At 44.8% G+C, this 4,638-nt stretch carries 4 protein-coding genes; 1 reads left to right on the top strand and 3 read right to left on the bottom strand.

Features of this window, described 5'->3' with window-relative positions:
* Positions 1 to 365: 365 nt before the first annotated feature.
* Complete coding sequence (gene cofG / locus QUA40_RS27595) at positions 366 to 1,322, top strand: 7,8-didemethyl-8-hydroxy-5-deazariboflavin synthase subunit CofG (RefSeq protein WP_333131736.1); 957 nt, start codon at positions 366 to 368, stop codon at positions 1,320 to 1,322.
* A 47-nt stretch (positions 1,323 to 1,369) separates the two neighbouring features.
* On the opposite strand, the gene QUA40_RS27590 is transcribed toward cofG, so the two are convergent.
* The 3 genes from QUA40_RS27590 to QUA40_RS27580 form a co-directional block, all read right to left on the bottom strand.
* Positions 1,370 to 2,146 carry an SDR family NAD(P)-dependent oxidoreductase gene (locus tag QUA40_RS27590; protein WP_333131734.1) on the bottom strand — a complete coding sequence of 259 codons (777 nt, stop codon included), beginning with the start codon at positions 2,144 to 2,146 and terminating at the stop codon, positions 1,370 to 1,372.
* Positions 2,147 to 2,348: 202 nt separating this feature from the next.
* Positions 2,349 to 3,827, bottom strand: a complete 1,479-nt coding sequence (locus tag QUA40_RS27585; RefSeq protein ID WP_333131732.1) for an alpha-amylase — start codon at positions 3,825 to 3,827, stop codon at positions 2,349 to 2,351.
* 195 nt (positions 3,828 to 4,022) lie between these two features.
* Positions 4,023 to 4,638: metallophosphoesterase (locus QUA40_RS27580; protein WP_333131730.1), on the bottom strand; the 616-nt coding region annotated here is incomplete at its 5' end.

The following is a 4,638-nucleotide window of genomic DNA, read 5'->3' as shown; positions in this document are numbered from 1 at the left end:
TCATTTGTTTATGATTGCTTTATTTGGTTTTCAATGTTCGTGACGGCTTTGTGTTCCGCCATGTAAATAAACATAAACCTTTTATTTCACTTTGTAAAGGCCTTCTAAGCACAGTTTTTCTTATAGGTGTCATAAATTATGCTTTTTAAAAGCCAGAAGGTTTGCTGTATAAGGATTTTAAAAGCTGAATGCGGAAGTTTTGGACGATCGCCCACACATGAAGAATACTCATAATCTACCTGGGCAACGAGATTCCGGACTTGCGTCAGTGTTAAGATAGATGAAGGGTTGCGATCGCCAACCGCAAAACTCGCATTAACAGATATATGTTGTTGCTCAAGTCCGATCGATAAAAATCCCAAGGAATGTCGCGCACCGTCACCTACAGCCCTGCTTATACCCTGGTTCCCACTTACGAGTGTTTTAACCGCTGCACCTATTGCAATTTTCGGGCAGAACCGCTGCAAAGTCCTTGGCTAACACTCGCAGAAGCCAAAAAACAGCTCAACTTGCTGCAAACTCAAGGTGTAATTGAAATTCTCATCCTCAGCGGCGAGGTACATCCTCACAGTCAACGGCGAAAAGCTTGGTTGCAGCGGATTTACGATTTGTGCGAACTGGCGCTTGCTCTGGGGTTTTTGCCGCATACTAATGTGGGGCCGCTCAGCTTTGAGGAGATGGGACTGTTAAAAGAGGTAAATGTATCGATGGGGCTGATGCTAGAACAACTTGCCCCACATTTGTTACAAACGGTTCACCAACACGCACCGAGTAAAGTGCCGGCACTGCGGCTGCAACAGTTAGAATGGGCTGGGGAATTAAAGATTCCGTTCACAACTGGTTTGCTGCTGGGAATTGGGGAAAGTGAGGCCGATTGGGTGGAGACATTAGAAGCGATCGCCCGCATTCATTCGCGTTACAATCACATTCAAGAAGTTATCCTGCAGCCCCACAGTCCGGGAAATCAGCAAAGTTGTCACGGTGAAGTTTTTGATGCTACAAAAATGCCCGAAGTAATTGCGATCGCCCGCAGCATTTTACCATCTGAAATCAGGTTGCAAATTCCCCCAAATTTAGTTGCACAGCCAGACATATTGCTTGCTTGTTTAGAAGCTGGTGCTAGAGATTTAGGAGGAATTGGGCCGCGGGATGAAGTTAATCCCGATTATCCTCACCTGCAACACCAAACTTTAAGAGAAATTTTAGCAGCATCGGGATGGCAACTCGTGCAGCGTTTGCCTGTTTATCCTCAGTACGATAAGTGGCTACCGCAGACATTGCAAACTGCTGTCAAACACTGGAGAATTGGGAATATTTATTAAATTTAAGGCGTTTACGTCACTTATTTGTCGAGAGAGCACATCAGATGTTAAATCAAAGAACCGCCACCATCAATCCAGACTTCAGTACCTGTGATGAAGCTAGAGGAATGTGATACCAGAAATAACACTAATTGGGCGACTTCTTCGCTAGAACCGGCCGTATTCTCCGTCAAAGGAATCATGTCTTGAATGGAATCAGGCTCGACAGGAATGCGATCGAGATGGCGCTTAACTGTGCTTTCCTCAATGGCAGTCAGCACCCCGCCCGGACAGATCACATTGACTCTAATTTGGCAGGCTGCGAGTTCTAGCGCCAGCATTTTTGCAAAGGCTACTTGGGCAGCTTTTGAACAAGCGTAGGCCGTGGCACCAACTTTCCTGAAACTTCTGGTGCCATTAATTGATGATGTAATGACAATCGAACCTCCTTGTTTTTTCAGATGAGGAACAGCATACTTAACAGTCAAAAATGTTCCTCTGAGGTTAGTGTTAATTGTCCGATCCCACTCATCGGGTTCTATCTCCTCTATCGGCGACCATACACCGTTAATACCAGCATTTGCAAACACAATATCAATTCTTTGATATTCGTCAACAATTGTTTGAAATGCCTGTTGCATTTGTTGAGAATCCCCAACATCTGCGGCAATAGCCAGCCCACAGCCTCCTTCATTGACCAACTGGCGGACGGTTTCTTGCCCCGTTTCCAAAATGCGATCGATAATAGCAACTTTTGCGCCTTCCTTAGCCATTAAAATTGCTGCTGCATGACCAATTCCCGACCCACCGCCGGTAATAACTGCAACTTTTTCTGAAAGTTTCATATTTTTTTATATAAATATTTTGTTGGGCGATCGCATAGCATAAAAATAATACTATAGACAGGACTTTAGTCCTCACTACAAACAAGTTTCCGTCATCAAAATCATGAAAGTTAAAAGTGGTTTAAGGTACTAATTATAGCGGTAAGGTGTGCACTGCACACCCTACTTTAGGCAGAGGAGTACGTCAATTTTAACGCAGTTGTTACGGCTGCGGCACCCAGACCGAAACTGAACCGGCGTTACACCTAAAATCAGCCCAACCATCATCATTAGTTGTGATTGGTTCTTGGATGTGTTCGGTGATATCAATATAAGTTCGATTTGGCTGTCCGACTTCCATAAACTTGGTGCCATCGCCTCCATTGCTGAGTACCACAGCCATCCCGCCCGGATGTTCTTCATTTCCGAGTCGCGTCCAGCCAATGGTATTGGCGTGGTCGAAGTAATCGTACTGATTGCCGTAGGAATAAGTTTGGCGCGCGAACAAGAATTTATCGAGAATAAATTGATGCTTATCTAACCAAATTTCGTATTCATTGCCATCATTTGCTGTGTCCTTATAGTTAGCGCCGTAATAATCCGGGTAAAAAATGCACGGATATCCCTCGCGGCGCAGCAGGATTAAAGCGTAGGCAAGGGGTTTAAACCAAGCCTCGACAACTGATTCTAGGGATTGCAAGGGTTGCGAATCGTGGTTGTCAACCAAAGTAACGGCAAGGGTTGGTTGGTCTTTAACCAGGGTGTTATCGAAAATTGTTCGTAAGTCGTAGCTATTGCCGGCCTTGCTAGCAGCGTAGAAGTTGTAGTGGAGGGGCGCGTCAAATAAGGAGACTTTACCCTCCGTTGCTTGGATGAAGTAGTGCAAAGCTTCCACTTCGTAAGACCAATATTCGCCGACGGCAAATAGGTCGCGTTGGGCATAGTGGCGGACGTGTTCCAACCATTCTTGGAAAAATTCTGCTTTAACGTGTTTGACGGCATCGAAGCGAAAGCCGTCAACGTTTGTTGTATCGACATACCACTCACCCCAGTATTTTAATTCGCCGGTGACTTCTGGGTTGTCCATATCTAAGTCGCAACCCATGAGGTAGTCAAAATTACCTTTTTCTAAGTCTACTCCTCCATCGAATTCTTTACCTTTCAGTAGGTAAATGGCATGGGTTTCTGTGTTGTAAACGTTGTAATCAATGGCGTCAAAATGCCACCAATGCCATTCCATGCTGGAATATTTTTTATCGCGACCTGGGAAAGTAAAATGCGTCCAAGCCTTGATTTTTTGATATTCGCCTACGGTGTCATTCCGGTTGTCGGGATTGAAGGGTGTGGCTTCGGCTTCTTCTTCTCCATCTGCACCTAATTTGTGGTTGAAGACAACATCGGCATAAATCCGAATTCCTGCATCTTGGGCAGCTTTAATCGCACGCAAATACTCATCTTTTGTGCCGTATTTAGTGCGTACCGACCCTTTTTGGTCGAATTCGCCTAAATCGAATAAGTCGTAGACGCCATAGCCGACATCCATACCGCCGCCGGTTCCTTTATAAGCGGGTGGCAACCAAAGAGATGTAACGCCAATTTTTGCTAAATCTTTTGCAGATTCCGCTAGCTGATTCCACAGGCTGCCGTCGTCGGAATTGTACCAGTGAAAATACTGCATCATGACCCCATTGACTTCAGACATATATTTAGTTTTTCCTATTTTGTAAAGTTGCTAGATATCTATTTTTTTGTTCGTTGCTGATCACTCTAGCTATGCCTGCAATCTATGGTCTATAAATATCATAATAGATGGGGTTGGTCAAAACAATCTATCTGTTGATGTATTGACAACAGAATGTGAGTTTGATACTAATTATTTTAAGCAAACAGAAAAAATTTAATCTTGTGGCGATGGTGCGACAACTCGCTCAATTTTTGTATTCCAAGTACCGTCGATCGCCAATTCAAGCAATCTAAATCCCGGCGGGATTTCGTCAAGGATAATCGGATGGCTTTTGGGTAAAAGTTGGATGCAGGTGCTGGGTGTCCCCAAGTAGGTAACTGAGCCCCGGTGTTGTTGAAATTCTTGGTGAATGTGGCCACAAAGAACGATTTTAATTTGAGGATATCGATCGACAATTGCGAAAAATTCATCGGCATTGTGCAGCATCATTCCATCCATTATTTCAGAGTCGATCGGCAAAGGATGATGGTGCAAGGCAATCATAACAGGTCGATCGCCCGTTTGTTGCAGTTGAGAGTCGAGCCAATGCAAGCTTTCTGGGGAAAGCCGCCCGCCGTCGCATCCGGCTTCCACACTCGAAAGTAATAGAAATTGCCAGTTTCCTAGCATCCATGATTTTTCTGGGGAAAGGGGCGACTGATTTAAGATTTCTGCCATAACTGGGATGTTGTCGTGGTTCCCAGGTATCCAGTAGGCCTTAGCGGGTGACAACGTACCTATAATGCTTGCTGCATAAAGGATAGAGCCAAGAAGCCGCGCTGAAAATAGA

Source organism: Microcoleus sp. Pol11C3 (assembly GCF_036701485.1).
Taxonomy (GTDB): Bacteria; Cyanobacteriota; Cyanobacteriia; order Cyanobacteriales; family Microcoleaceae; genus Microcoleus.
Note: the sequence above shows the minus strand (reverse complement) of the source record. Positions and strands in the feature narration are given on the sequence as shown.